Origin of the sequence: Polyangium jinanense (assembly GCF_028435265.1) — a bacterium.
Taxonomy (GTDB): Bacteria; Myxococcota_A; Polyangia; order Polyangiales; family Polyangiaceae; genus Polyangium; species Polyangium jinanense.
Genome location: NZ_JAGTJK010000054.1, coordinates 1 through 22,336, shown reverse-complemented (window position 1 = coordinate 22,336; position 22,336 = coordinate 1). Strand labels below are relative to the sequence as shown.

At 68.8% G+C, this 22,336-nt stretch carries 19 protein-coding genes; 14 read left to right on the top strand and 5 right to left on the bottom strand.

Annotation, left to right across the window (positions count from 1 at the left end; genetic code table 11):
- Window positions 1-11: 11 nt before the first annotated feature.
- Window positions 12-386: a hypothetical protein gene (locus KEG38_RS45780; RefSeq protein ID WP_272427070.1), complete on the bottom strand. Its 375-nt coding sequence runs from the start codon at window positions 384-386 to the stop codon at window positions 12-14.
- 112 nt (window positions 387-498) lie between these two features.
- On the opposite strand from KEG38_RS45780, the gene hutH reads away from it, so the two are divergent.
- From hutH to KEG38_RS45755, 5 genes are all read left to right on the top strand, one after another.
- Window positions 499-2,055 (top strand): histidine ammonia-lyase, encoded by a 1,557-nt coding sequence (gene hutH, locus KEG38_RS45775; protein WP_272427068.1) that lies wholly within the window; start codon window positions 499-501, stop codon window positions 2,053-2,055.
- A gap of 88 nt (window positions 2,056-2,143) precedes the next feature.
- The gene (locus KEG38_RS45770) at window positions 2,144-2,458 is read left to right on the top strand and encodes a hypothetical protein (RefSeq protein WP_272427067.1); all 315 of its coding nucleotides are present in this window, start codon (window positions 2,144-2,146) and stop codon (window positions 2,456-2,458) included.
- A gap of 68 nt (window positions 2,459-2,526) precedes the next feature.
- A complete protein-coding gene (locus KEG38_RS45765) occupies window positions 2,527-5,436 on the top strand; it encodes a protein kinase domain-containing protein (RefSeq protein WP_272427065.1) in 2,910 nt (969 codons plus the stop codon).
- A gap of 273 nt (window positions 5,437-5,709) precedes the next feature.
- Window positions 5,710-7,089: a sensor histidine kinase gene (locus KEG38_RS45760; protein WP_272427064.1), complete on the top strand. Its 1,380-nt coding sequence runs from the start codon at window positions 5,710-5,712 to the stop codon at window positions 7,087-7,089.
- Window positions 7,086-8,021, top strand: a complete 936-nt coding sequence (locus KEG38_RS45755) for a response regulator (RefSeq protein WP_272427063.1) — start codon at window positions 7,086-7,088, stop codon at window positions 8,019-8,021. The genes KEG38_RS45760 and KEG38_RS45755 overlap by 4 nt, the downstream gene beginning before the upstream one ends.
- A 220-nt stretch (window positions 8,022-8,241) precedes the next feature.
- On the opposite strand, the gene KEG38_RS45750 is transcribed toward KEG38_RS45755, so the two are convergent.
- Together KEG38_RS45750 and KEG38_RS45745 are read right to left on the bottom strand one after the other, a co-directional pair.
- Window positions 8,242-8,775, bottom strand: a complete 534-nt coding sequence (locus tag KEG38_RS45750) for a hypothetical protein (RefSeq protein WP_272427062.1) — start codon at window positions 8,773-8,775, stop codon at window positions 8,242-8,244.
- The gene (locus KEG38_RS45745; RefSeq protein ID WP_272427061.1) at window positions 8,772-10,355 is read right to left on the bottom strand and encodes a hypothetical protein; all 1,584 of its coding nucleotides are present in this window, start codon (window positions 10,353-10,355) and stop codon (window positions 8,772-8,774) included. The genes KEG38_RS45750 and KEG38_RS45745 overlap by 4 nt, the downstream gene beginning before the upstream one ends.
- Before the next feature lie 147 nt (window positions 10,356-10,502).
- Here KEG38_RS45745 and KEG38_RS45740 point away from each other — a divergent pair, with 147 nt between their 5' ends.
- From KEG38_RS45740 to KEG38_RS45715, 6 genes are all read left to right on the top strand, one after another.
- Entirely contained in the window at window positions 10,503-11,120 is a 618-nt protein-coding gene (locus tag KEG38_RS45740) for a hypothetical protein (RefSeq protein ID WP_272427060.1), read from the top strand.
- Between the two features lie 61 nt (window positions 11,121-11,181).
- Window positions 11,182-12,594 carry a serine/threonine-protein kinase gene (locus KEG38_RS45735; protein WP_272427059.1) on the top strand — a complete coding sequence of 471 codons (1,413 nt, stop codon included), beginning with the start codon at window positions 11,182-11,184 and terminating at the stop codon, window positions 12,592-12,594.
- A 91-nt stretch (window positions 12,595-12,685) separates the two neighbouring features.
- Window positions 12,686-14,860 (top strand): hypothetical protein, encoded by a 2,175-nt coding sequence (locus KEG38_RS45730; RefSeq protein ID WP_272427058.1) that lies wholly within the window; start codon window positions 12,686-12,688, stop codon window positions 14,858-14,860.
- Entirely contained in the window at window positions 14,857-15,492 is a 636-nt protein-coding gene (locus KEG38_RS45725; RefSeq protein ID WP_272427056.1) for a hypothetical protein, read from the top strand. Before KEG38_RS45730 ends, KEG38_RS45725 begins: the two co-directional genes overlap by 4 nt.
- A 615-nt stretch (window positions 15,493-16,107) precedes the next feature.
- A complete protein-coding gene (locus KEG38_RS45720; protein ID WP_272427055.1) occupies window positions 16,108-16,443 on the top strand; it encodes a helix-turn-helix domain-containing protein in 336 nt (111 codons plus the stop codon).
- Window positions 16,444-16,802: 359 nt separating this feature from the next.
- Window positions 16,803-17,138, top strand: coding sequence for a helix-turn-helix domain-containing protein (locus tag KEG38_RS45715; RefSeq protein WP_272427054.1), 336 nt, complete (start codon window positions 16,803-16,805; stop codon window positions 17,136-17,138).
- A 105-nt stretch (window positions 17,139-17,243) separates the two neighbouring features.
- Here KEG38_RS45715 and KEG38_RS45710 read toward each other — a convergent pair whose 3' ends face one another.
- Both KEG38_RS45710 and KEG38_RS45705 read right to left on the bottom strand, forming a co-directional pair.
- A complete protein-coding gene (locus tag KEG38_RS45710; protein ID WP_272427053.1) occupies window positions 17,244-17,666 on the bottom strand; it encodes a hypothetical protein in 423 nt (140 codons plus the stop codon).
- Between the two features lie 19 nt (window positions 17,667-17,685).
- Window positions 17,686-20,178, bottom strand: coding sequence for a peptidase U32 family protein (locus KEG38_RS45705; RefSeq protein ID WP_272427052.1), 2,493 nt, complete (start codon window positions 20,176-20,178; stop codon window positions 17,686-17,688).
- Between the two features lie 69 nt (window positions 20,179-20,247).
- Here KEG38_RS45705 and KEG38_RS45700 point away from each other — a divergent pair, with 69 nt between their 5' ends.
- The 3 genes from KEG38_RS45700 to KEG38_RS45690 are packed head-to-tail and all read left to right on the top strand — an operon-like array spanning window position 20,248 to window position 22,213.
- On the top strand, window positions 20,248-20,511 hold the full coding sequence (locus KEG38_RS45700) for a chorismate mutase (protein WP_272427051.1): 264 nt from the start codon (window positions 20,248-20,250) through the stop codon (window positions 20,509-20,511).
- 46 nt (window positions 20,512-20,557) lie between these two features.
- Complete coding sequence (locus KEG38_RS45695) at window positions 20,558-20,893, top strand: YciI family protein (RefSeq protein WP_272427050.1); 336 nt, start codon at window positions 20,558-20,560, stop codon at window positions 20,891-20,893.
- A 3-nt stretch (window positions 20,894-20,896) separates the two neighbouring features.
- Window positions 20,897-22,213, top strand: a complete 1,317-nt coding sequence (locus tag KEG38_RS45690) for a globin domain-containing protein (RefSeq protein WP_272427049.1) — start codon at window positions 20,897-20,899, stop codon at window positions 22,211-22,213.
- The last annotated feature ends 123 nt before the right edge of the window (window positions 22,214-22,336 follow it).

Below are 22,336 nucleotides of genomic sequence, written 5' to 3'. Positions count from 1 at the left end.
AGATTCGTGGATCAGTTGGGCTTCGGCACGAGGGCGCAGCGGCCCTCGTGACATACGCAGGGGTTCGCGTCGACGCTCTTGCAATCGAGCATCGTGGAGCAGACCGTGTCGGGCGTGCGCGGCTTCGCGTGGGCGACGGCGACACAGGCGTGCGCATGGCAAGGCTCCGCGGGCGCGCACTCGGCGTCCTTCGTACACGGGTCCTCGCTCACCACGGGCGCGGGCAGGCCGCAGGTGATCGGGCCTTCCGCGGCAGGAGGCGGCGGCTCGTTCGGAGCGGACTGGATCGCGCCGGGCTCGGTCGACCCCGGCCCCTCGGCTGCGGAGCCGGCACACGCGACGAGCCCCAGCGCGAGCGCCGTGAGGGACCAACGTAGGGTTTGCATGGGGCGGGAGCTTAGGCGATCGCCCCCGACCGTCAAAGCCGCTTTCGCCCGTCCTCCCGCGGCGTGCGTCCGCGCGGAGGCACGCGGCTGGGGATGTACTAACGTGGCGCCCGTGCACACCCTTTCGCCTCTTCTCGTTGGGCGCCCGATCACCCTCGCCGATCTCGAGGACGTGAGCCGTCGCGGCCGCCCCGTTGCCCTTTGCCCCGAGGCCCGCGCTCGCATCATCGCCTCGCGCCGCGCCGTCGACGCCATCGCGGAGGCCGGCGACTCCGCGCCCGCCGTGTACGGCATCAACACGGGCTTCGGCGCGCTCGCCGAGACGCGTATCGCCGAGCGCGACGTCATCGCCTTGCAGAAGAACCTCGTGCGCAGCCACGCGACCGGCGTCGGACCGGATCTCGGCGAGCCTGAGGTCCGCGCCATGATGGTTTTGCGCGCGCAGGTCGTCGCGCTCGGCTACTCCGGCGTCCGCGCCGAGGTCGTCGATCTTCTCCTCGCCATGCTCAACGCCGGCGTCGCGCCGCGCATCCCCTCGCAAGGATCGGTTGGCGCTTCGGGCGACCTCGCGCCGCTCGCGCACCTCGCGCTCACGCTCATGGGCGAAGGCGAGGCCTCCTTCCGCGGCGAGCGCATGACGAGCGCGGAAGCTCTCGCGCGCGCCGAGCTCCGCCCCGTGGTCCTCGCGGCGAAGGAGGGCCTCGCGCTCATCAACGGCACGCAGTACATGGCCGCCCTCGGCGCGCTCGCCGTGCGTGACGCGCTCGCCCTCTGCACGATCGCCGACGTTGCCGGCGCGATGAGCCTCGAAGCGAACAAGGGCTCGAAGCGCCCCTTCGACGAGCGCCTCATGGCCGTCCGCCCGCACCCGGGCCAGGCCGCGTGTGCCGCGAACCTCCGCGCGATGCTCGACGACAGCGAGATCATGCAGAGCCACGCCGACTGTCCGCGCGTGCAGGACGCCTACTCGCTCCGCTGCATGCCGCAGGTCCACGGCGCCTCGCGTGACGCCCTCGGCTGGGCTGCCGACGTCCTCACCCGTGAGATCAACAGCGTCACCGACAACCCCACCATCTTCCTCCGGGACGACGGCGGCGCCGATCTCCTCTCGGGCGGCAACTTCCACGGCCAGCCGCTCGCGCTCGCGCTCGACCTCGCGGCGATGGCTGCGGCCGAGCTCGCGAACATCAGCGAGCGCCGCGTCGAGCAGCTCGTCAACCCCGCGCTCTCGAGTGGCCTCACCCCGTTCCTCGCGCCGCAGAGCGGCCTGCACTCCGGCTTCATGATCGCGCAGGTCGCGAGCGCCTCGCTCGTCAGCGAGAACAAGGTCCTCTGCCATCCGGCCAGCGTCGACTCGATCCCTTCGAGCGCCGGCCGTGAGGATCACGTCAGCATGGGCAGCGTCAGCGCCCGCAAGCTCGCCCAGGTCATCGAGAACGTCCGCACCTCGCTCGCGATCGAGATCCTCACGGCCGCCCAGGGCATCGATCAGCGCCGTCCCCTCCGCTCCTCGGCCGCCGTCGAGCGAGCGCACGCGGCCGTCCGCTCCGTCTCCCCCACGCTCGACGAGGACCGCCCCCTCTATCGCGACATTGCCGCCGTCCGCGACATCGTCCTTTCGGGCGCCCTCTGCCGCGCCGTGGAAGAGGTCACCGGCTCTCTCCGGTGACCCCTGAAAACGCGCCGGCTCGCCATTTCGATACGAATCCGATACATTCGTTCAGGTGATCTCCGGGCGTGAAGATCCCTTTCCCGCGGTGGCCGTGCGCGACCTCATCGGCATCGTGCGGGCAATGTATGCGGCCGCCAAACTTTCCGGGGCGGGCCGCGCCGAGCTCCAGCGCATCGAGCGTGTCGGCCGGGACCTTGCATCGGCGCTCGAGCTCGCGCAGCGGAGCGGGCCGAACACGATCGGCGCGTCGGCCGCGTGGAAGCGGGCCGAGGAGGCGGCGCTCCGTGCGGGCGACCTCGTCGACGCGTTGACGCCTGCCGAGCCGCTCATGCACGCGGCCCGCGCGCGCATCGCGGGCAAGGCCGTGGGTGAGGGGAAGAAGAAGGCGAGCGCGCGGTGAGCTCGCCGCGGCGCGAGCTCTGATATCCTCGCAGCTTCCCCGAGGTACCCCTGGACCAAGATCAAGCGATGCCCCGTTCGCGGCTCCGGCGCACCGTGGTTGCCGGAACGCTCGCCCTCGCGATGCTCTCGGCCTCGCCGATCACGCGCGCGGACGTGCCTGCCCCTGTCACCCCCGAGGCGTTTGCCCACGCGTATCAGGGCGCGTGGGAGTACCGCTGGGGCGACTCGCCGCGTGATCCCACGGGCGCGCCCGTCTGGGCCACGCCCACCGTGAACGACGGATGGCGCGCCTTGCCGCCGAAGACCGTGCCCGAGGGCCGCGGCGGCGAGCACTTCCTCTGGATGCGCACGCGCCTCGTCGGCGCTGCCGAGCGCGAGCCCGTCCTCTACCTCCAGGGCGTCGATCAGCTCGTCGAGGCGTACGTCGACGGCGCGCTCGTCTACCGGTTCGGCTCGTTCGAGGGGAACGGCGCGCTCCGCTTCCAGGGCTACAAGACGCACTTCATCCCGCTCGGATCGAACTTCGCGGGCAAGACCCTCGCGCTTCGCGTCTACTCCGATCACGTCAACATCGGTCCCTACGGCGAGGTCCTGCTCGGCTCGCGTGCCGACCTCGCGCTCGAAGCCGTCCGCGACGACCTGCCCACGCTCGCGATGGGCATCCTCCTCGTGTCCGTGGGCCTCTTCGTCCTCGGCCTCTTCCTCTCGGAGCGTCGCGACAAATCGAACCTCGCCTACGGCCTGCTCGCGCTCTCGCTCGGGATCTACCTCCCCGCGGCCGTGCCCATCCGGGGCCTGCTCCTCGACGCGCCGCTGTTCTGGATCCACGTCGAGCTCGCGAGCCTCTACCTCACGCCGCTCTTCTTCGCCTCGTACTTCGAGCACGTCTTCGGCCCGGGCCGCTTCCGCTTGCTCCGCGGCTTGCAGTGGGTCCATGGCGCGTACTTCCTCGGCTCGGCGCTCGTCGTCGCGCTTGGGCTCGTCCCCGTCCTGCGCACGCTCCTCCCGTTTCAGATCCTCCTGCTCATCACGATCGCGCTGATGACGGCCCGCGCGATCCTCAACGCGACGCGCGGCAACCTCGACGCGCGCATCTTCACGGCCGGGTTCATCCTGGCCGCCACGGCGGTCTCGCACGACGTGCTCCAGGCGATCGGCCTCGTCCCGCGTGATCACGTCTCGTTCGGGCACGTCGGCACGTTCGCCTTTGCCCTCTCGCTCGGCATCATCCTCGCGCGCCGCTTCGTCGAGGTGCACGAGCGCATGGGCCGCTACTCGCGTGTCCTCGAGCTCAGCCTCGCCTCGGCGCAGGTCCTCGATCGTGGCGGCCAGGCCCGCGTCGCGCTCGACGAGATCGTCCGCCTCCTCGGCGCGCGCGCCGCGCTCCTCTTCGTCACGCCCGAGGGCGGCGCGGTCGCGGGCGCCGAACTCGAAGTCGCTGCGGGCCGCGAGGCTGGCGGCGTGGAGATCCCGCTCGCCTCCGTCATCGCTGGCTTCGCCTCGAACCTCGACGACCTCGTCGAGCAGGTCCGCCTGCGCCGCGAGGCGCGCGTGTGGAAGCGCATCGAAGACACGCGCCGCAGCGCCATGGCTGCGCCGCTCCTCGTCCGCGACGAGCTCCTCGGCGTCCTCTACCTGGAGAGCGACGAATCACGCCGCCACTTCGACGCCGCCGACCTCTCGCTCCTCAACGCCCTTGGCGAAAAACTCTCCATCAACATCGTCTCCACGCGCGCCGTCCGGGCCGAGCTCGAAAGCTCGCTCCACCAGAAGCGCATCGCCGAACAAGCCGCGCTCCTCGAAGCCGCCGCGCGCCTCGCCTCGGGCGACATCAAGACCCCGATCCCCGTCGACGAGAAGAGCGAGTTCGCGGACCTCGCGCGTGGCCTCGACCAGATGCGCCGCGACGTGCAGCAGAAGATCCGCACCATCGAGGCCAAGAAGACCGAGGTCGAGGTCCTCAACGAGGAGCTCCGCCGCAAGATCCAGCAGCACACGTCGAGCCTTCTCTCCTCGCTCCGCACCGACGTCGACGTCGACGAGGACGATCTCGTCACCGCCGCGCCGAGCTTCGCGGTCGGTGCCCTCATCGCCGAGCGCTACCGCGTCATCGAGGAGCTCGGGCAGGGCGCGATGGGCGTCGTCTACGAAGTCGAGCGCGTCCGCGACACGCGCCGCTTCGCCATGAAGGTCCTCACGAGCCGAAGCGACAAGCTTGCGATGGCGCGCTTCGTGCGCGAGGCGCAGATCCTCTCCCGCCTCGACCACCCGAACCTCGCCTCGATCGCCGACGTCGACGTCACGCCCGAGGGCTTGCTCTACCTCGTCATGGAGCTCTGCAAGGGCAAGCCGCTCCATCGCTGCAAAGAGCGCTACCGCGACGTCGCCTGGTGCTGCTCGGTGCTCGGCCAGATGGCCGCGGGACTTGCGGCCGTGCACGCGCAGGGCGTCATCCACCGCGACCTCAAGCCGGGCAACGTCATGGTCGCCGACGACGCCGAGGGCCATGCGCAGGTCAAGCTCGTCGACTTCGGCATCTCCACGCTCACGGGCGAAGTTCAGGAGCGCGCGCCCGCCTCCGAACGGCCCCGCGAGCTCGACACGCCGCCGTCCACGCGCCGCAGCATCGCGCCGCCTCCGCAGGAGGTCACGCGCACGGGCATCCTCGTCGGCACCCCGACCTACATGGGCCCGGAGCTCGCGCAGGGCTCACGCCACTGGAAGGCGCACTCCGACGTCTTCAGCCTCGGCGTCATCGCCTACGAGATCCTCACGGGCAAGCGCCCCTTCAACGTCCCGCCGATCTTCGTCGGCATGCAGGGACAAACGCTCCCGCGCCCCACGGGCCTGCGCCGCGTGGAGGGCCTCCAGGGCGGTCTTGCGCTCCTCTTCGAGCGCTGCATGGACCCCGACCCCGCCGCGAGGCCGACCGCGCAAGAGGTCGCGGAGATGGTCGGCAAGTACGGGTATCGCTGACGTTCGCTCGTCTGCCCGCAGCCTTGACGCCATCGATCCGCTGGGTCTAGGAGCCCTTCCATGGGGTTCCTGGAGCAGCTCCGCGGCTACCTGGAGCGGGTCGGGCGAGCGCCCGAGGGGCTGCCGTACACGAAGATAGACGTCGGAGCGCACCGGCGGTTTCTCTTCGAGGCGCTTGAGCGTCAAGGGGCCGGGGATCCTGCGGCCGCGGAGCGCATCTGGGAGCGCTGGACGGCCGGTCGAAGATTCGAAGCGCTCGTCCAGTCGTTGGCCATGGCGATCCTCGAAGAGGTCGAGCCCGATGCACGAGGTCAGCGGCTCGCGGTTCTGATCGACATCGGCTTCGGGATCCTGTTGGGGGCAAGGAGCAGCAATGCGGCTATCCCGACGACGGGATCCAAGTTCAAGGACGACCTGCTGTACGACGCCGGCATGAGCGCCTTGTACGCCGAGTCGATAGCGGGAATCGCCGACCGCTGGCACTTCCTACCGGACTACGCTTTCGAGACAAGGCTCGTCCAGCGCCGCGGTGAGAACGTCGTGCTCTCTCGTTGCGGTCGAACGCTCCTCGAGACGCCGGGGCTCGATGCCCTCCGCTGGTTGCTGGCCCTGGAGGCGGCACAGTCGCTGGGGCGTGAGGACGACATGCGCTTGTCGCCCGAGCTGGCCGCGCTGCTCTCGAACAACCCAGAGCGCCATGAGACCGTTGATGATGACGCTGAGCCGCACGAGGAATGGCAGATATCGTGGGCCACGGTTCGCCGTCTCGGCGCGCTCGGCCTCTTGAAGTACCACGACGATCCTGACCTGGAGTCGCCCTACATTCGGGGCTACGAGGTCATTGAGCGTCACCGATCCCTCCTCGACGACATCGCGCAACGACGGTCCACGCCGTTCGCGGTCCTCGCAGACGCGCTCCTACGGGATGAAGTGGCAGGGATCGTGGAGCGTATCCATCCCGATGCCGCACGTGTTTCGCAAGAAAACGCGGCTGCCGCCTCCGCGCTCCAGGCGCGCATGGTCGCCCACGAAATTCGGAACGCGCTGATCCCCGTCCAGGTCACGTTTTCATCCCTGATATCCGATCTCGTTTCCGGTGATTCGACCGGCCCGAGACACCGGCAACGAGCGCGAATCGAGGCGGGCATCCAGCGAGCCCTCGACTTCGTCGACGGGATGCTTCGGGTCGCCAATCTGGGCCTCGAGGGGCCCTCCACGTTCGACGTCGACAGCGCCTTGCGTGATGCCTGCGCCGCCCTTTCTCGCGAGCTGAACGGCAACTTTCGGCAAGCGTTCAATACCTCGGGTGCGACCCTCATGGGGCCGCGTGCGCGCTTCATCCTCGCCGTGGCGAATTTGCTACGGAATGCCGCACAAGCGATCACGGGTGTCGTGGACGGGAGGGTGTCGATCGCGACTGAGGTCGGCGCTGATCACATATCGATCCACGTGGATGACAATGGCTCCGGAGTTCCCCAGGAGCAACGGAGCGTCGTCTTCGAGCCCGGCTTCACGTCCCGGTCGGGAGGGAGCGGACAGGGCCTCGCGCTCGTCCGGCAAGTCGTGGAGGGCGAGATGCGTGGTACGGTCACGTGCACGGAGAGTCCGCTCGGCGGCGCGCGGTTTTCGTTACGGTTTTCGAGGTCGACATGAACGGCGGCGGACGGCTCCTCATCATCGACGACGACAACCTCTTCCTGGAGACGTACGAGGATCTCCTGTCCGCCTGGGGGTACAAGGTCGAGAGCGCCACGACCCGGACGAAGGCCCTGGAGCGCCTCGACGAACCGGGCTGGAGCGTCGTCCTCGTCGACCAGAAGCTCGACGGGCCTGGCGGAGGCGATGACGGGCTCGACCTCATCGCCGAGGTGGGGATACGCGCGCCTGGCGCGAAGGCCATCCTCGTGACTGCATACGCCTCCAACGAAGCGGTCGAGCGCGCGTTCAAGGATGGCGCATATGATTACCTCGAAAAGCGCTCCGTCTTCGCCGCGCTCCTCCGCGTGAAGGTCCGCAACGCCATGGAGGCCGTCCGCGAACGATGGCTGGGCGCGCTCGATCAGGGGGAGACGGAGAAAGCTATCCGCGCGACGTGGGAAGCCGTCCAGGCAGAGAAAGACCGCAACAGAAAAGGGCTCCTCCTCGAGCAGCTCATGGAGCTGCTCCTCAAGACGATTCCCGGCTTCCAGCGTCTCCGCGCGCGCATGAAGAACGAGCTCGAGGAGCTCGACATCCTCGTGCAGAACAATGCGCCCGACCCGCTCTGGCAAAAGGAGAGCCCCTACATCCTCGTCGAGTGCAAGAACTGGTCGAGCCACGTGGGGACGAAGGATGTGAGGGATCTCCTCGGCAAGCTCGAGGGGCGTTACAAGCGGTGCCGGGTGGCCCTCTTCGTCGCAGCCGGCGGTTTCGCCGATACGGTTCGACTGGAGCTTCGTTCGCGGGCGCGTGAGGAAAATCTCGTCCTCCTCCTCGGTCCAGGCGACCTGGAGACCCTTGTCAATTGCTCGGATCGCAGCGCCGTCCTGAAGGAGATCCACCAGCGCGCCGTCGCCGCGACCTTCGACCATGGGCGGGATGAATGAAGACGCCGATCGATGAGCGCCTCTGACAGACCGCCCCTGTCCGCGCTCCCCCTCGACCCCCAGCGACGCCGGACCGCCCTGTAGTCGCGCCGACATCGACCCCCAGCGACGCCGGACCGCCTCCGCCCGCGCCGCGCCTCGACCCCCAGCGACGCCGGACCGCCTCCGCCCGCGCCCACCCTCGACCCCCGCCTCCGCCGGACCGCCTGTACCCGCGCCGCTACTCCGGCCTCATCACGCGCACAGGCCTTCCATCCGGCCCCATACGAACCTCTCCCGGCGGCTGCGTCAGGCTTGGCGCCTCCGCGTTCACCGTGAACGACTGCACCCGCTCGCGCACCCGCCCATCGAACGTCCCGCGCACCCGCACTGCGAGATCGGCCCGCGTCGCCGGCGCCGTGAACGACACCTCCACGGAGGCCTTCTCGCCCCTGCCGAACTCCCGGTTCTGCACCGGCTCCTTCGCGCTCGTCACGACGAGCCCGTCCACGCCCCACACCTCCACGGACACCTCGCTCGCGGACTCCTCGAAGTCGATCGTCAGCACCGCGCTCGACGACGCGAGCCTCCCTTCCACCTTCACGGGCGCGCCCGGCTTCTGCGTCCGCACCTCGCCTCCCTCGTCGACGTTCGCCTCGGCGGCGCTCGGCGTATCGGGTCCGACGTGATCGGGCTCCTTCCGCTCGACCGTCCCGCACGCGGCCACGACACAAGCGAGCATCCAGAGCGCGCGCATCTCGTTCCCTCTCTTCATGGCAGGACCTCGATCTTCACTTCGTACGGCCCCGAAATTTCTCCGTACCCTTGCACGTTGACCACGTAGTCCTCGCCTGCGGCCGTGGAGAACGACACCGTCTCGTCGCCGCTCTCCGACGCCGCGCTGTCGAGCTCCTTGCCCCGCAGGTACACGTAGAGATCCACGTCGCTCGTCGCGCTCGAGCTCACCTGCATCGTCCCGCCCGTGCCCTTCACGCGCAGGAATCGGTTTTGCCCGAGCAGCGCCTGATCGAGCCCGCCGATCAGCGTCAACGTCACCGACTCGTTCGCCGCGACCGGCACGAACACCGGCAGCGCCCCCGGATCCTCGGCCGCGTGCGTCTCGCCCGTGCCCCACGCGTCCGTCACCGGATCGATCCCGAACGAGCTGCCCGACCCGTGATGCCCGACCAGCGCGTCGATCGCCGTCGCCGCCTCCGGATGCGCGCTCTTCAGCCCCGCGACGAAGGGGAACAGCGTCGTCATCGCCGGCGTCGCCTTCAGATCGCCGATCATCACCGCATACACGCCTTGTAGCTTCAGCTCGACGCCGTCGAACGCCTCGGCGTACCCGTCGTACGCGTCGAACACCACGTTCTGCACCGTCGTCTCCGAGTACCAGCCGGGCTTCGCGGATGAGCTCGTGTCGTTCTTCTCGATGTCCTCCGAGAACCCGTCCTTCTGCCCGGGGCCCATCGAGTCCGTGTAGACCGTGTCCGGGTCGAGGATCATCGCCGAGAGCGCGTTGCAGAACCCCTCGCTGAATGCGAGCCGTGGATCGAGCACGTCGCCGAACCCGTGCGACCCGCCCCAGCTATCCGAGCGCGTGATGTGCTCCTCGAACGAGTGCCCCCACTCGTGCACCAGCACGTGCGTGTCGAACTCGTCCGTGTCCACGTTCTCCTTGCCGAGCACGTAGATCTGATCGCCGTCCCAGTGCGACGTCCCGATCTGGCCGGACGAGACGGGCCCGTCCTCGGGCCGATTGTCCACGCTCCAGTTGATCTCGAGCTTGGGGAACACCGGCGGCGGCGTCGTCTCGTCGAGGAACCGCCGCGCCGCCGTGTAGGCCGCGTCGAGCACCGAAAACGGCGCCGCGAGCCGCGGTTTGCCGTACGAAATCCCCGTCCACCCCGTCGTCGCCACCACGTCGAGGGACGTCGGCTCCTCGGCCACGACCTCGGCGCTCTCCAGCACGTACGTCGCGTCGCTCGCCGTGTTGTCCACGACGAGGATGGAGGGCTCCATCGTCTCGGCGTAGACCCACACCTTCACCTGCGCCGTGCCTTTCCAGTCGAAGCCATACCGGCCCATCGCGTCGGACGTCGTCTCCGCGAGGAGCGTCTCGTTCGCCGCGTCGAGCAGCGCCACGCGCGCGCCGCGGATCGGCTTCTGGTCCACCTTCGTGTAGTCGAGCCCGTCCGCCACGCGGTCGTACGCGACGGTCTCGTACAGAAGCGTCCCCGAAAGCCTTGGATTCTCGGGCGGCGGCTCGCCCGTCCCGCCGGGCTTCACCGCGGGTTCGTCGCTGCCGCAACCTGAAAAGGGCAACGCGCCCAGCACGAACAGCGCTGCCAACCGAATTCTCGAACGTGCGGATCCCGCGCCGAACATCCCCCGAAAGTATCGAAGGGTCATCCGCCCCGTCAACGCCCGGAGTCGCGCGACGTACGCGTCTGTCCCCGTCGTTTTCGGGCATCTCGATTGCAGAGGCCGCAAGACATCATGCAATCGACGATGCTTCGGCCGTTCCTGCTGTCCCAAGCTGCGCTTTTGCTGCTCCTCGCCGCCGCGGGTTGTCAGGAACGAGGAGATCACGACGACGCGATGAAAGGCGATGGGGCCTCGCTCGGCGCATCGGATGACTTCGATCGCCGGGACGGAGGATCCGACGCGGGCGCATGCGACGAACGTCCGAACCTCGAATCCGGCACGGCTGTCGACCCGAACGATCCGTGCGGTACGCTCCTCGGCGAGGGCGAGCCGCTCGCGCGCGCTGCGTGGGTGAGCGCGCCGGAACCGAACTTCCAGATCTCCCAGGCTGTCGGCGTCACGTGGTTCGCCGAGTATGCGTCCCGCGTGCCCGTCGAGCCGCGCGACGGCTACGCGCTCGAGCTCGAGCGCTGCGACACCCCGGCGCACAAGGCGACCATCTGCACGACGGCGCCGCTCGTGCTCCCCGCGAACGAGTGCGGCACGGGCATCGTCCGCTTCGGCGTCGATCCCACGCAGTACCGGCGCGGGACGAACCTCTACACGTTCACCGTTCGTCTGCGCCGTGGTTGTGTCGTCGACAGCGTCGACACGTTTTCCCTGACGGTCGATTACAACCCAGGTCCTTAGGGGCGGAAAAAAGCGCGGATTCCTCGTGCTGCCCCCCCGACCTCGGCTAGCATCGCGGCCGATGGACTTCGTCCCGGGGGCGACTATTGGGGGCAAGTACCGTCTCGCGCGCAAGATCGCCGAGGGCGGTATGGGCGAGGTGTGGATCGGCGCGCAGGTCTCGGGCGCGCTCGTCGCGATCAAGCGCCTTTTGCCGGACGCCGCGCGTGATCCCCACCTCGTCACGCGCTTCCGCCGCGAGGCGCTCCTCCTCGGCAAGATCGAGAGCGACCACGTCTCGCGCGTCATCGAACAGACGACCGATCCCGAGTTTGGCCTCCTGCTCGTCATGGAGTACGTCGAGGGCTTGTCCCTCGCGGATCTGCTCGAAAAGCAGGGCACGCTTTCCGTCGAGGAGGTCCTCGACATCGGCGAGGGCGTCGCGCGGGCCATCGCGGACCTGCACCGCGCCAGCATCATTCATCGCGACGTCAAACCCGAGAACGTCATCCTGCGGCGCCTGCCGAGCGGCGAGCGCCGCGCCGTGCTCATCGATTTCGGCCTCGCCCGCCTCCTCGATCCGGCCGAGGACCAACGCGGCAAAGAGGAGACGCTCACGGGCATCACCCGCGCCGACATGGCCGTCGGCACCATCCCGTACATGGCGCCCGAGCAATTCCTGAACTCGCGCGAAGTCAGCGGTACGGCCGACGTCTACGCGCTCGGCGCGATCCTCTATCGCGCCGCCTCGGGCCGGAATGTCTTCGGCGAGCAGGACGACCTCGCTTATGCGCGCCAGAAGCTCAGCGACGAAGCCCCGCCCATCGCGCTCACCCGCAAGGACCTCGTGGCCGAGCGCCTCTCCGCGATCGTCATGCGCGCCGTCAAGCGCAGGCCCGCCGAGCGATACGAGGGCATCGAGCCCATGCTGAAGGACCTCGCCGAGGCCCGCGCGCTCGCGCGCCCGCAAAGCTCCGACACCGACGCGCCCACGCAGGCGGCGCCCGTCTCCTCGCTCCTCGGCTCGGCCCCCACGCAGCTCCCCTACAACACGTCCGCCGCGGCTCCGCCTCCTGCCTCCTCGCGCCTCGGCCCTTCGGCCTCGCTGCAGCGCCCGTCCCCTGCGCTCACCGTGCCGATGCCGGCCGTCTCCGACATTCCCGACCCGGGCCCACCGGCGGCCCTCCGCCGTCCGTCGCCCGCGTTTGGCGTTCCCGCGGTCGCGCCGCATGCGGCCACGCCGCAGGTGATCATCACGCCGCCGGCCGTCGCGCCGACCGTCGCCGCGCCGCCGCCCATCGCCCCGCCGCTCGGCCGTCCTCCCGGCGTCAGCTTCGGCGAAATGCCGCATGCCTCGAGGCCCGCGCCGGCCGTCGTCATCCCGGCCGACGCCGTCCCGCGCCGCGCCGCCTTTGCATTTGGCCTCGTCGCGCTCGGCGTCGGGTTCGTCCTCGGATTCGTCGCGCACGCGATCGTCGCGGGCGGGGCTCCCTGACAAACCCGTTTCCCCCGCGCGGCCCTCGCGGCCGGCCGTAGCCCTCGGGTGGAATGTCGCGGTATCCTGGAGCGTAACCCGGGTCCCGCCGATGCGAACCACCGCGTCCACCTTCTTCCTCGCTGGCCTCACCTCGCTCGCGGCCCTCGCCGCCTGCAAATCCGGCGAGCAAACCTCGCCGACCGACGCCACCCCCCAACCCGCCTCGAACGCGGCTCCGGCCGCCGAGCCTGCGCGCGCGCGCAAGCCCCCGCTCGTGCGCGAGGGCGGCGCGCTCATCCGCTCGCCCTCTGAGCCTGCGCTCTGGCTCGCGGACGAGGATCAACAGGTCGTCCGGCGCATCGCGCTCCCCGCCGACGCCCAGAACCCGCCCGTCGCCGTCAAGATGCCCGGGCCACCGGCGGCCGTCCTCGCCCTCGACGACCGCGTCCTCGTCACGGTCCGTGGCATTCGCAAGACCGACGATCCCGCATCACCTTACGAAGGCCCGGGCCTCTTGCTCGTCATGCGCCCCGATCCCGCGGCGGGCCTCGTCGAGATGGGCCGCGTCGAGCTCCCGGCCGACGCCTGGGGCCTCGCGATCACCCCCGACGAATCCACCGCGCTCGTCACCTCCCCGTGGACGCACGCGGTCTCGGCCGTCGACCTCAAAACACTCGAGAAACGCTGGACCCTCGACGTCCCCCGCGAGCCGCGCGCCGTCGTCGTCTTGCCCGACGGGAAAACCGCGTACGTCACGCACATCGACCGCGCCACGCTCTCGCGCATCGACGCCGTCGATGGCCAGGCCCGCGTCAAGGACCTCCCCTTCCCGGCGGCCCCGTTGCGCACCCCGCCCGATCCGGCGCGGCGCGAGGCCGCGACGCTCGCGTATTCGGCCGTCCTCTCGCCCGACGGCGCGCGCCTCTTCGTCCCGCGCCACGCGCTCGGGGCCATGGGCGAGAGCGCGTGGAATGGGCAAAACACCGTCGACATCCTCTCGACGGTCGACGAGAGCCCGCTCGCCGTGCGTGCGCCGCGCTGGTTCGTCATGCAATCGAAGCCGTTCCAGAAGACCCTCGGCGAGTTCGGTCTCGAAGAGGCCGATCCGCACCTCACGGGACCGGCGCCTGCGCAGATCGGCGAGGTCTTCGTCCAGCCGCGCGCCGTCGTGTATCGCAAGAAGACGCGCACCTTGCTCGTGGCCAGCGAGGGCACCGATATGCTCGTCGAGCTCGACGCGCTCTCCCTCGAGCCCTCGCTCGGCGCCCTTCGCAAATACGACCTCGGCGTGGACACGAATACCGAGGACGACAAACCCGGCGCCACCCGCTGCGGCGCGCCCACCGGAATCGCGCTCTCCGAGGACGAGGGCACGGCCTTCGTCTTCTGCCGATCGAGCCACGACCTCGCGATCGTCCGGCTCGACGCCTTCGACAAGCGTGCTCCCTATGAATCCTCGCCCCCTGGCATATTCTCCCTCGGCCCGGATCTCCTGCCCGAGCAGGCCGCCATCGGCCGCCGGCTTTATTACAATGCGCGCGACTGGCTCATGAGCGGCTCGTTTGCTTGCGCCGGCTGCCATCCCGAGGGACGTGACGACGGGCACGTGTGGCACGAGGACATCCGGGAGAACTACGAGCAAAAGGGCAAGTACGAGCCCAATGCGATGCATGCCTTCGAGGACAAGCAGGCGTTCGAGGGCTTCCTGAAGGGCGCCCCGCGCCAGACGCCGATGCTCGCGGGCCGCGTCGCCGCGTTCGGACCTTATGGCTGGAAGGGCGAGAGCCCGAACCTGAAGCACCGCGTGATCGTCGGCTTTGGCCTTCACCGCTGGCTCGGCGGCGGTCCCTTGAGTTATTCCGCGGACAAGACGCTCCCGCGCGCCGAGGCCATCATCGCCTTCGCCCGCCAAGGCCTCGTCCCGCCCCCGCGCGACCATCACGAAAAGACCGCCGAGGAGAAGCGCGGCGAGGAGCTCTTCAACGACGCCAACGTCGGCTGCGCGACCTGCCATGTGCCGAAGACCGATTACACGAACCGCGCGCTCGTGGGGCTCGGCCCGTGGGCATTCGACAAGGCACGTTTCGACACGGAGATGGAGGACGACTGGAAGTTCAAGACGCCCTCGCTGCTCTACATCGCCGGCAGCGCGCCCTATTACCACGACGGCAGCGTGGCCACGCTCGAGGAGCTCATCGAGCGCAATGGCAAGCGCATGGGCCATACGGATCATCTTTCCAAGGAGGATCGGGCGGCGCTCGTCGCCTTCCTGAAGACGTTATGAACACCTCGAACCTGCGCCGCGCCGTGGCCTTTGCGCCGCCGTTCCTGCTTCTCTTCGCGTTCTTCTCGCTCGCCGTGGCCGAGGAGGCGCCCGCGCCCGCGGCTGCGCCCGCGCCCGCCTCCGCTGCCGCTGCCGCGCCCGCGCCCGCCTCCGCGTCCGCCGCTGCGCCTGCGGACCCGAGCGCGCCTTCCCTCGGGGAATGGTCTCCGCCCGAGACGGCGTCCGAGAAACCCACGGCCGAGGAATGGGAAAAGGCCACGCCGCTCGAGCTCCTCCGGCCTCACGAGTTCTGCACGGCGTCCGCGGTCCGCGAATGGCTACGTGTCTCGTGTCGGGACCCGCGGGACGAATTCAAGGGTCTCCGCGTCGTCGGCGGCTCCGAGCAGGACGTCTCGATCACCGACTTCAAGGTCAAGGGCAAGAGCAAGGACTTCGAGGGCAAGGAGATCGACAAGACCTTCGACGGCCTGCACGTGGTTTTCCCCGTGCGCAAAGGGGATCGGCGCGTGATGAGCCTCGTGAGCTGGGCTTCCTGCGGCTGGAAGTGCTGGTACATGCGAGAGGACACGTTCGTGACCATCTCCGAGCTCTGGCTGCCCGGCGAAGAGCGCCCCACGATCGTCCTGCACTGAACGCGGTCTTGTCGCAGACCGCCGCGCCGGGGCGCTGCCCCGGGCCCCGCGGGGGCTGTTCGCCCCTCGACCCGAACCAGGGCAAGCCCTGGACTCGTGTTGGAAGAACTGCGCGGTGCGCAGTTCTTCCAAAAGGCCGGTGATGGCCTTGACTTGGCCTGTTCGATGAACTGCGCGGGAGCGCAGTTCATCGACCCCGGGTCCAGCGCTTGCGCTGGTCCAGGTCCAGGGGCGGATAGCCCCTGGTGGGGCCTGGGGCAAAGCCCCAGCGCGGCGCCTCCCTTCTTCTCCCTCGCGCTCGGCGCAATCGTCCGCCGTCGCCGCAAATGAAGACGAGCTAGGACAAAACCCGTCCGATCGCGCTCGCGTTTTCCCTCCTCTCACTGCCGCGTCTGTGCTTGGTGGGACAATTGCTGTCCTACCCGGATCACGTTTTTCGGTGCGGGTTCGTCCAATGCGGTGCATATTCGCTCCTGGTCGTACCGAGCCGAGAGCGCGGTGAGCGCGGAGAGGCCGGACGATCGAGAGCTTCACCAGCGATAAAGACCCTTGGAATTCCGGCGAGAAGGAGGCCGGTCGGCGCGTCCGCGAGGGCGAACCGAGAACCACATCCACATGCCCCGACGTTCCACTCCCGATGCGTTTGCACTTCAGGTTGGCGCCCGTATCCGCGAGCTCCGTTACGAGATGAACATGTCCCTCGCGGCGCTTGCCGACGCGAGTGAGCTTTCGAAGGGCCATCTCTCGAGCGTCGAGCATGGCCTCGCCGCGATCACGATCGGCACGATCGCCCGGCTCGCGCAGGGCTTCGGCGTGCCGCCGATGTACCTGCTCACGTTCGCGGCGGAGGACGAGCGCGCTCACGCGGCCGAGCTCCTCCGCTACCTGCCCCAGAGCGAGGTGAGGAAGCTGCGCCGCCAGATCCAGGCGCAGGTCGCCGCCCGCAAGTAATCGCATCCCACAACAAAACTACCTGGAGAGCGCTGATCGGCGGGTCCGATCGGCGCTCTCGCTTTTTGTCCACCACGAAAGAAGCTAGGACAGTCAATGTCCATCACGCCCGTCGTTTTCCCTGGCCTCGATACGGGGGCCATGCTGGGTAGGACATTGAAGGTCCGATCCGCTTTCGGTTTTTCGTGCAGGTTCGTCTGAATGGGTGCATATTCGTTTTCGTGGTCGCCGCGGTGGTCGCGGGCAGTGCGCGACGCGAGGCGACGAGAGCTTCCGAAAACGACAGACGAACCGTTTTTCCCCGGCGCGAAGGAGGCCGGTCGGATTGCCCGCGAGGGCGAACCGAGAACCATATCAAAATGCCGCGACGTTCCACCCCCGAGCCGTTTGCCCTCCAGGTCGGTACCCGTATTCGCGCGCTTCGCAAGGAGCGCAATATGTCCCTCGGCGCCCTCGCCGACGCGAGCGCGCTCTCGAAGGGCCACCTCTCGAGCGTCGAGCACGGCCTCGCCGCGATCACGATCGGCACGATCGCGCGCCTCGCGGAGGGCTTCGGCGTGCCTCCGATGTACCTCCTCACGTTCGCCGAGGAGGACGAGCGCGCCAAGACCGCCGAATTGCTCCGCTACCTCCCGCAGACCGAGGTGCGGAAGCTGCGCCGCCAGATCCAGGCGCAGGTCGCCGCGCGCAAGTAATCGATTCCTCCGCCCTGGGACGTCCCTCCCGCTCCCGGGGTGTTCCAGGGCCGCACCACTTCCTTGTCTTTCGATCGGGGGTGCACGGAGACGTGCGCCTCCGGTCTACCTTTTGTCTGCGGCGAGGTGCTTCTCTCGGCACGCGATCAGCCACGCCTTGGCCGATTCGTGATCCTCGAAGAAGGCCGAGACGTTCTTTTGGCCCTGCAACAAATTCGCCGCGCGCATGAACAGCGCGACGACCACGCGCATCTTGAAGGTCGCGCCCACGTAGGCCGAGTAATACGTGCCCGCCGGCCGCGGCCGTTCGGCGCCCATCTTGCGCGCGGTGGAGTCGAGCCCGCCGAACGCCTGCATGTCGAAGAGCGCGAGCTGAAATTTGCCTTCGTGCTCATCCATGTCCGGGAGAGCGACGAGGATGCGCATGTCGTCCACGGTGATCGGTCCCCGGTAGATGTGTACGGCGATCCCGGGTTCCTCGAAGGTAAGGGTATGCTTTCCGAACTGAATCGGGTCTCGCTGCTTCATCCCTCGTTCTTGGCCTCCCTCACGCCGGGAGCACCCGGAGTGAGCCCTTCACCACGCCGTATCCCCCCTCCGTCCTGAGCGCCCGAAAAACCTCCGGCGCGTGCATCTTGCCTTCGAGCAGCCGCCGGTATGTCCCGACGATCGTCGCCACGTCCTCCGCCGTCTCGCGCACGAGCTCGATCCGGAATCGCCGCACGCCGCCTCGCATCGCCGCCGCCGCGAGGCTCGCCGCGCTCTGCGCCGCCGCGTGGAACACCGTGTTCCGGCAGCCCACGTCCGCCTCCACCGGGTGCTCCATCCCGGCGCGATCCCGCAAAGACACCTTGTGTTTTTCGCACGGCCTGCCGCAATCCCGAAAATCCTTCCCCGTGGAGAGCAGTGCCGCGATCACGCAATGCTCCATGTGGAAGAGCGGCATCGGGTGGTGCAGGACCACCTCGGCGAACGGTCCGAACGGCGAATCGAGCATGCGCTCGAGCTGCGCCGCGTCGAGGTCGAACGAGGGCGTGAACGCCGAGAGCCCGTGCGAGAGCACCTCCGCCGCCGTCAATCGGTTCGTCACGTTCAGCGAAAAATCGCCGATCCGCGGGATCGACAGCGCCGCGCCTTCCCGCAGCGCGCCGAGCCCCCGCACGAGCAAGAGATCGGGCGAGAGCGAGAGCAGGTACCGATCGATCTTCTCCTCGCCCGGCTTGCGAATGCGCGGCGGCGCGACGCCGATCGTCACGTTCGGCCGCGACGCGCGCAGCGCGCGCAAGGCCGCGCCGGTGCCCACGAGCTCCAGGAAATCGAGGTAAACACCGTCCGCGCCTGCGTCAAGCGCCGCCGCGGCTTGTGCCTCCGTCCGGCAGAGCACGAAAAGACCGGCCGGCGGCGGGCTCCGATCGGGCGGGCTCGACGCGCGCACGAGGTCCTGGAAATGCACCGACGTCGTCTCCAGTTTCCGCGCGGCCGACGCGAAGAGACCCTCGACGAGCGCGCGGCGCGCCCGGTTCAGCGACGACGGCGGGATCATCACGCCCGCGGGCAGGTTCGCCTCGATCTCCGCGATCTCGAACGGCGTATCGCCGAGCCGCCCGAGTTTGTCCTTCAGAACCGCGGCGACATCCGCGCCGCCCCGCGCTTCGCCGATCGGCGCGTCACCCGTCACCGCGGAGCGTAGCCCCGACGTCGTCCACGCCTCGAACCGCGGCATCTCCCCGATCGCGCCCGACACGCGGATCGAGAGCGGCACCTTCCGCGGCGACCGCTCAATCTCCGCGAGGATCGCCTTTTCCGTCGCGGGATCGTCTGTCTTCCACACGCGCCGGCCCGGCTTCGCCACGTCGACCCGACAATCGGGCCCGAGCCAGACGGAGACCTCCTCGCCCGCCTCGGCGCGCGGCGTGTCCGCGCCGTTCGTCGCGATCGTCCAGACGCGCCCGCCGATCTCGCCCGCGCCCGCGAATCCTCCTTCCACGAGCACGCCGTCGCCGCGCGAAAGCGCCTCCGCGAGCCGGACCCGCAAGAACGTTTTTCCTCGCGCGCGCGTGGTGCCGACGAGCTCGCCCACCGGCAACCCGCGATGATCACAGGCGCGCCCCTCCACGAGCCGCTGATGATCCACGCCGGCGAGAAACCCCGGACCCGATCCCCGTGAATACGTTTGCAGCGCGGTTTTTCGGATCGAACCGAGCGCCTCGCTCGGGCCCGCGCTGCTCGCTTCGAGCGCCGCGCGGTAGAGCCGCGTCGTCGCGGCCACGTAGTCGGGGCCCTTCAGCCGCCCTTCGATCTTCAGCGACGACACGCCGAGCTCGGCGAGCTTCGGCACGAGCGCGCTCGCTTCCAGATCCTCGGGCGACAGGAGATACGCGTGATCCCCGAGCTCCCGCTTTTCTCCGTCGACGACGAGCTCGTACGGCAGCCGGCATGCTTGCGCGCATGCCCCGCGGTTCGCGCTGCGACCTCCGATGGCCTCGCTCGTCAGGCACTGCCCCGAATACGCGATGCAGAGCGCGCCGTGCACGAAGACCTCGATCTCCACGTCCGTCGCGCGCCGGATCGCCGCGATGTCGTCGACCGACAGCTCGCGCGCCAGGATGACGCGGCTCGCGCCGAGCTCGCGCGCGAGCTCCACGGCCCCCGCGTCGGTGCACGTCATCTGCGTCGAGGCGTGGATCGGAAGCGCCGGCGCGATCGCCCGCACGAGCCGCGCGACCCCGAGGTCCTGCACGATGACCGCGTCCACGCCCGCCTCCGCGCACGTGCGTACCGCGTTCTCGACGTTCTCGAGCTCCTCGTCGAAGACCAGCGTGTTCAGCGTGACGTACCCGCGCACGCCGTGCTCGTGCAGGAACGCCATCGTCCGCGCGAGCCCTTCGGCGTCGAAGTTTTTCGCGCGCGCCCGCGCGTTGAAACCTTGGAGCCCGAAATAAACCGCGTCCGCGCCGGCCAGCACCGCGGCCCGGAGCGCAGCTTCGTCACCGGCGGGGGCGAGGATCTCGGGGCGCCTCGGCTGCGCGGGGGTGCTCATGGTCGGACCCTATAACGCAACCCGAAAGCGGTGGCACGCAAGCTGCGCGGTTGTACTCTTTGGCCCGCCATGCCTCCGGCCGACGTCAGCGAGACCCGCAGAGACCTCGATGAGCTCGACCATGCGCTGCTCGACCTCGTCGCGCGGCGGAGGGCGCTCGTCGGCGCGCTCTTCGCGAAAAAGCGGGCGCTCGGCCTGCCGCGCGTGGATGCGGCGCGCGAGGTGGAGCTCCTCGCGGATCGTCGCGCCTACGCCGAGCGCCTCGGTGTCCCGGCGGAGCTCGCCGAGGTGATCTTCCGGGCCATCCTCGAGGACAGCCATACACGAACGTAGGTTCGAGTGGATTTATCGCGCGGCGATGGACCATGATGCGAAGCCCATGAGTGAACAACCTGCTTCTCAGCCCACGAACAAGTGGATTTACGTCGTCCGGGCCGTGCGGCCGGACCTCCTGCAGACCGGCCCCACGGAGACCGAGATGGCCACGCTCGGTCGGCACGGCGCGTACCTTGAAGAATTGAAGGCGCGGGGCGTGCTCGTCTTCGTCGGCCGGACGCTCACGACCGGCCCGGAGACGTTCGGCATGGCCGTCGTCGAGGCCGCGGACGATGCCGCCGCGCGCGCGATCGTCGACGCCGACCCGGTCGTGTCCGAGGGCCTGATGCGGGCCGAGCTTTATCCCTTTTTCATCGCCGGCATGCGCGCTCTGGGTTGAGACATGAGCAGGAAGACCCTCTCGGCCGAGACTGTCGCGATCGTGAAGGCGACGGCCCCGGTGCTCGCCGAGCATGGCGCGACGATCATTCGTCATTTCTACCGCCACCTGCTCCACGATCACCCCAAGCTCGAGTTGCTCTTCAACCCGGCCAACCAGGGCACGGGCGAGGAGAAAACACGTGGCTCGCAGCAGGAGGCGTTCCGGGGGGATTTCTTCGGCCAAGAGGGCGCCCGAGGCGCCGCGCTGACGAACGTGCTCAATGGCTCCATGACGAGCCTCGACGACCTGCCCGCGCTCAAGGCCACGGTGATGCGCATCGCGCACCGGCACGCCTCGCTCGACATCCGGCCCGAGCATTACCCGATCATCGGGCAATACTTCCTCGCCTCGGTGAAGGCCATCCTCGGCGACGTCGCGACGGACGAGATCATGGCCGCGTGGCGGGAGGCGTATGGCGTCCTCGCGGATCTCTTCATCGAGGTCGAGCGGGATCTCATGCAGAAAAACGCCCACGCGCCGGGCGGATGGGAAGGGTTCCGGCCGTTCGTGGTCCGGCAGAAGGTGAAGGAATCGGAGGACGCCGCCTCGTTTTACCTCTCGCCCAAGGACGGCGGCCCCGTGCCGCATTACGAGGCCGGCCAGTACGTCACGTTCCGCCTCGAGGTGCCCGAATTTTCGCGCCGCGGCGGCAATACCGTGTATCGCAATTACTCGCTCTCCACGGCGCCGGGGAAGGGGTATTTCCGGGTCACGATCAAGCGCGAGTTCGGCGCGAAGGGGAACCCCGACGGCGTCTGCTCCCGGTTTTTCCACGAGCACGTGCGGGAGGGGGACGTGCTCGACGTCTCCACGCCGTTCGGCGAGTTCACCCTCGTCGACTCGCCGCGCCCGCTCGTCTTCATCGGCGCGGGAATCGGCATCACCGCGGTGTTCAGCCTTTTCCAGAGCGCGCTCGATCGCGGCATCGACCGGCCCATTTACTTCTTCCTGATGATGCGCGACGGGCGCCACCACCCGCTCCGGCGGGAGATCGAGGCGCTCGCGCAGCGCCACCCGAACGTGACGCTCCACCGCTGCTATTCGCAGCCCTCGGCCGAGGACGAGCTCGGGCGAGATTACGAGACGCATGGTCGGCTCGGGCTCGGCACGCTCGGGCGGAACCTTCCTGGAAACGATTGCGAGTTCTATTTCACGGGCCCCATTCCCTTCATGCGCACGATCCGCGGGGCGCTGCACCTCTTTGGGGTGGCGGCCGATCGCGTCCACTACGAATGCTACGGGCCTCACGGACCGGAGATCGAGGCTGACGTGCGCTAGTACATCATCCCCAAAGTTCGTAGTCGTTCCCATCCCTCCGCGCCCTCCTCTTTGGGTTCGTCCGAGAGCAACGGGGGTTCGTCATGGAAACATCCTTCCCTGTTGTTCTGTTCAGGGGCACAT